7 protein-coding genes and 1 pseudogene are annotated in these 4,806 nt (G+C 35.0%); 6 read left to right on the top strand and 2 right to left on the bottom strand.

What is annotated here, in order from left to right:
* Positions 1 to 355: 355 nt before the first annotated feature.
* Together H592_RS0111330 and H592_RS0111335 are read right to left on the bottom strand one after the other, a co-directional pair.
* The gene (locus H592_RS0111330; protein WP_028868875.1) at positions 356 to 652 is read right to left on the bottom strand and encodes a type II toxin-antitoxin system RelE/ParE family toxin; all 297 of its coding nucleotides are present in this window, start codon (positions 650 to 652) and stop codon (positions 356 to 358) included.
* Positions 645 to 887, bottom strand: a complete 243-nt coding sequence (locus H592_RS0111335; protein ID WP_028868876.1) for a type II toxin-antitoxin system ParD family antitoxin — start codon at positions 885 to 887, stop codon at positions 645 to 647. Before H592_RS0111335 ends, H592_RS0111330 begins: the two co-directional genes overlap by 8 nt.
* A 387-nt stretch (positions 888 to 1,274) precedes the next feature.
* Between H592_RS0111335 and H592_RS0111340 the strand changes: the two genes are divergently transcribed.
* From H592_RS0111340 to H592_RS0111365, 6 genes and pseudogenes are all read left to right on the top strand, one after another.
* The gene (locus tag H592_RS0111340; protein WP_028868877.1) at positions 1,275 to 1,586 is read left to right on the top strand and encodes a hypothetical protein; all 312 of its coding nucleotides are present in this window, start codon (positions 1,275 to 1,277) and stop codon (positions 1,584 to 1,586) included.
* 191 nt (positions 1,587 to 1,777) lie between these two features.
* Positions 1,778 to 2,095 (top strand): type II toxin-antitoxin system RelE/ParE family toxin, encoded by a 318-nt coding sequence (locus tag H592_RS0111345; RefSeq protein WP_028868878.1) that lies wholly within the window; start codon positions 1,778 to 1,780, stop codon positions 2,093 to 2,095.
* Positions 2,095 to 2,370, top strand: a complete 276-nt coding sequence (locus H592_RS0111350) for a helix-turn-helix domain-containing protein (RefSeq protein ID WP_028868879.1) — start codon at positions 2,095 to 2,097, stop codon at positions 2,368 to 2,370. The genes H592_RS0111345 and H592_RS0111350 overlap by 1 nt, the downstream gene beginning before the upstream one ends.
* Positions 2,371 to 2,941: 571 nt before the next feature.
* Positions 2,942 to 3,598 carry a Qnr family pentapeptide repeat protein gene (locus H592_RS0111355; protein ID WP_028868880.1) on the top strand — a complete coding sequence of 219 codons (657 nt, stop codon included), beginning with the start codon at positions 2,942 to 2,944 and terminating at the stop codon, positions 3,596 to 3,598.
* A 165-nt stretch (positions 3,599 to 3,763) separates the two neighbouring features.
* A pseudogene (locus H592_RS22130) lies at positions 3,764 to 4,210 on the top strand (transposase domain-containing protein); the annotation flags it as partial.
* Positions 4,211 to 4,606: 396 nt separating this feature from the next.
* The coding region (locus H592_RS0111365; protein ID WP_028868881.1) for a transposase family protein at positions 4,607 to 4,806 on the top strand (200 nt) is incomplete at its 3' end.

The raw sequence follows: 4,806 nt of genomic DNA on the forward strand, positions 1-4,806 counted from the left end.
TGCAAACGAGAGCTGAAACAACTAGCTGGTTGGACAAGACGAAGATTAAGGGCAGTACAGCTTAACTTGTGGAAGAAGCCGAGTCGGCTACATCGACGATTAAAGCAGCTGAAATATAAGCCACCCTTTAAGTTCATTAAAATGAACTCGTGGCGAAATTCGAGAAGCCCCTTATCAAGTTTTGCGATGCCGAATAGTTGGTTTGAAGGGCTTGGTTTGTATAATATAGAGAATGTAAATACAGGTTGGCTTGCTCCATCAGCGTTTATGAAAAGCGGATGATGGAATAAAAGAATACAGGAGCCGTATACGAGGCCCGTACGTACGGTTCTGTGAGAGGGATGAGGCAAAAGCCTCACCCTACTCGATATAGGTGCAGCATTGGATTCATTTGTTGGTGAAGAATACGAGTTATGAATATATAGTTGCTTTCTATTAAATAAAAAATGGCATGATGTTCATGATCATGTCTATAAACACCTTTTTTTATTTTATCTACAGATCGTCCTATTTGTGGTGCAGAAGATAAAAGTAATAGGCATTTCTCCATCTCATCAGTGTAAATATCAGCTTTATCTTCACCAAAATTTAGATAAGTGTATTCATATATTTGTTCAAAATCTTCAACTGCCTTATTTGATAATTTATACACGCAGCATAGCCTTTTTTCTTGTCGCTATTTCTTTTAAAGATAAATCACATACACCGCTATTTTCACCTTCTTCTACAGCTTTACGTAGTAAATTGAGTTGGTTTTCTTCTTGTTCCAGAAGGCGCAAAGCACTACGCATTACTTCGCTTGTTGATCCGTATCGTCCACTTTTAACCATTTTTCCAACGAAACCATTTAGTGATTCACCGATTGTTACACTTGTTGTTCTAGACATTACAAAGCCCTCTTGTGTTAATAGTTAACACAATTATAGCATTGTCATTTTATATTCTAATAATTATTTCATAGCAGAGATCTAAGGTGATGGAATGAAGAGAAAGGTAATCATAAAGGAGGCATTTTTAAAACGTCTCAGAGGGCGATTTTCAGGAGCAACTTTGAGGTTATATCGGCTATTTAACATAAGCGTCATTTTGTGCATGAGACTTTCACTAACAGTTTTCCAATTCAAAGTTTTGCTATAAATAGTCCATAACATTAAGTTGGTTTTTACGAACGTTTCCGTGATATTTTATTGGTAGCATATGCAACAGAACAAGTGCGAAATATTTTGTATATAAAGCTGTTAGCTATCTGTTTTATCGACCCGAAGGAGTATGTTATGCAAGAAAGTTTTATAAATGCTATTCATTCCAAGAATAAAATTAAAGTTACGTTTTATTCTAAGGAAGATGGAAGAAATCTAATACGCTTGTGTGCGCCAATGGACTTTGGCCCCTGTCGACGAGCTCATAATAAATCTGACCGTTTTCATATGTGGGATTACGAAAGTGATCAAAAAAAACATGTTCTAGGTCTTTTACCTGAGCAAGTTGTAAGTATTGAAGTGCAGGCAGGTAGTTTTCAACCTAGTGAGTTTGTAACTTGGAAAACAAATTGGTTTGTTGCTCGAGATTGGGGCTTACATTCATAATATATAGCCATACAAGGGACTATGGTGCTTTATTTACCATAAGACCCCTAAACGACATTCTAAAAGGCTGCCAATCGGTGGCTTTTTTATTCCTTCCAAATGATTACACTGTAACTTTTCTAGTAAAGTAAATCTGTTTTTTAAAATATTTATGGTAAAATAACCTATCATATATGATAGGTGTTTATTAAATGGTTTGGAAAGTTGATTTTTACACAGGTGTAGAAGATGACATATTATCTATGCCGCCTAAGATTCAAGCTCGAATGATTAAGTTACTTGAATTAATAGAGTTGCATGGTGCAAATTTAGGGCCTCCTCATACTGACTCTATGGGAGATGGTCTTTTTGAAATAAGAGCGAAAGGTCAAGAAGGTATTGGTCGTGGATTGTTTTGTTATTTAAAAGGAAAACACATTCTCGTGTTAAGAGCTTTTGTTAAAAAATCAAATAAGACGCCCAAAAAAGAAATTGAGTTAGCACGCAATAGAATGAAGGAGGTAAAGTAATGAGTTTATCTAAATTAAAACAGAAAGCATTTCAGAACCTAGAAGTAAAAGAAGCTTATGATGATCTTGGAGCTGAATTTGAGCTTATTAGCTCTCTTATTACAATGAGAGAACAATCAGGATTAACTCAAGACCAGGTTGCAGAAAAGATGGGAACTAAGTCTCCTAATATTTCTCGTTTGGAGTCAGGGAGATCAAACCCAAGCCTCAAAACATTAGTTAGTTATGCTCAAGCATGTGGGTTTAAATTAAACCTAGGCTTTAAGCACGCTTAATTATTAATACATTTCATGTGTTTAAAGGCTACTAATCGGTGGCCTTTTCTTTTTTACAGTTCTAAAGTTACAGTGTAACTAGTAGTTTTGATTTCCTCCAACTTAATTTACAAATCACTCCATAGCTGCGATCTGAGTTGTTTTAATAATAGAAAGACAATCTAAGGGGAGGTTTTTTAAACGTCTCAAAAATCGATTTTCAGGGACAACTTTGAAGTTAATACCGGCTATTTAACATAAGCGTCATTTTGTGCACCTCTTACTTTATTAACCTAACATTCCATAAATTGACTTAAAATTTTATTTTTGGATTTATCACCTCAACTAAAAGTAAAAACAGTTCAATAATCAAGCAATAAAAAAAATTAATTATCTGTAATTGTATTGATTGAAAGTTTTTTCCCTAACCACTCTTTCGCTCGACTCATAAAACAACTCTTAGAATGCGATTTTAGTGCCTTATAATCGCGATTTAAGTGGTTTTTAATCTGTTGATTTTAAAGGGGTTAATAAATTTCATTTAATATGTTTAGTTGTGTAATCTGGGGCTATTATTAATTCGGAGAATGTTATGAAACAGGAAAATAAATCTTTTAGAGAGCAGGACTTTTCACAACAATCATTTCAAGAAGCTATTTTTGAAAACTGTCAATTTTACCTTTGTAATTTTAGCCATGCAGACTTAAGAGATGCACAATTTATAAATTGTAAATTTATCGAAGCCGGAGAAAATACAGGGTGTCAATTTGACTATGCTGATTTACGTGATGCTTCTTTCAAAGAATGCAGGTTAGGAATGGCTAATTTTCAAGGAGCTAATGGTTTTGGGTGCGAATTTAGAGAGTGTGATTTACAAGGGGCAAGCTTTATAAGAACCAGCTTTATAAACCAAATTTCCCACAAAAGTTACTTTTGCTCTGTATATATCACTGGTTGTAATTTGTCTTATACAAATTTTGAAAAGCAATGCATTGAAAAGTGTGATTTATTTGAAAATCGTTGGGTAGGAGCAAATTTACGAAATACTTCTTTTAAGGGATCTGATTTAAGTCGAGGAGATTTTTCTTCAGATAGTTGGGGACAGTTTGATATGCAATATTGTGATCTCAGTAATTGTGAATTACATGGTTTAGATCCCCGCCGTGTTAATTTAAATGGAGTGAAAATTTGTGATTGGCAACAAGAGCAACTATTAGAGCCTCTCGGTGTTGTTGTTTTACCAAGTTAATCATTACCATATGGTATGTATTTACCATAACACCCGTTTTACGAAAGAAAAAAGCTACAAAAAAAAGCTACCTAAATGGTTAATGCCGATCAGTTAAGAAAAATTAGTTGATTTTTAGCTGAAGAAGATCAAAATCCTATGACTCAAAAGGTCATGGGATTTTTTATGGAACTTTCAGAGGCACTCGCTTGCACTTCGATTAATCGTCTTACCGAATTTTCTTCTTTGTCAGATATCTTAGAGCCAGACATTATTGAATCTTGCCTACAGTCCAATGGCGTCGCTACGTTAAGAAAACGAAAGCTCCCTATGGATGCCATGGTCTGGGCTGTTGTAGGCATGCCACTTTTTAGAACTGAGTCTGTCCGTCAGCTTATTAACAAACTCGATATCGTATTACCTCAAGAGGTCGACTACGTCGCAAGAAGTGCGGTAACACAAGCCCGCAAAAAGCTAGGGAGTAATGTCGTTAAAGATGTATTTAATCAAACGGCTACCACTTGGCATAAACATGCTGAGCATCCTCAATAGTGCGGACTCAATTTATACGGCATTGATAGTGTCGTTTGGCGTACACCAGACACAAAAGAAAATAGTGCCGCAGTCGCCAAAAACACTTAGCTGCTACACACTAAAAACTCAATTTAAATTAAACAATAACTGATTAATATTGAAATAAAGAAATATTTTATGCGGGAATAGAAATGGAGTTTATCCTAAAATGAGAATTATAAACTTAGGTAAGTAACTCGTCACACGATTAGATGATAGTGTGACGAGTTTAAATTAATAATTTAAAGCATAGCTCAATCCTAGTGTGGTTCCTGAGGCAGGTAAACGGTTCATATCTGCGTCAGGGCTAAATCATGAAAAGCCTAAAAAATGAACAGCGTTTTTATAAAAATAAAGTGACAGATATCGCACGATCATTCTTATCACAATGATCGACTAGCAGATCACATTTAGCTGTGATCTTATGCTTCTCTTTAAGTTAGAGAGAAGTCACCAATGAATGGATTAACCTTGTTAGATCATATTTCAATAATCAGAGAGCATCGCCAAGAGTGGAAAGTTACGCATAAATTGCCTGAAATTTTGTTTCTAGCAATTACTGCAACCATTGCTGGTGCTGAAGGTTGGGACGAAATATCTGATTTTGGTGAAGATAATATAGAATGGTTACGTAAATTTTCTGACTATGAAAATGG

The organism is Psychromonas arctica DSM 14288, from assembly GCF_000482725.1.
In the GTDB taxonomy this organism is placed as follows: Bacteria; Pseudomonadota; Gammaproteobacteria; order Enterobacterales; family Psychromonadaceae; genus Psychromonas; species Psychromonas arctica.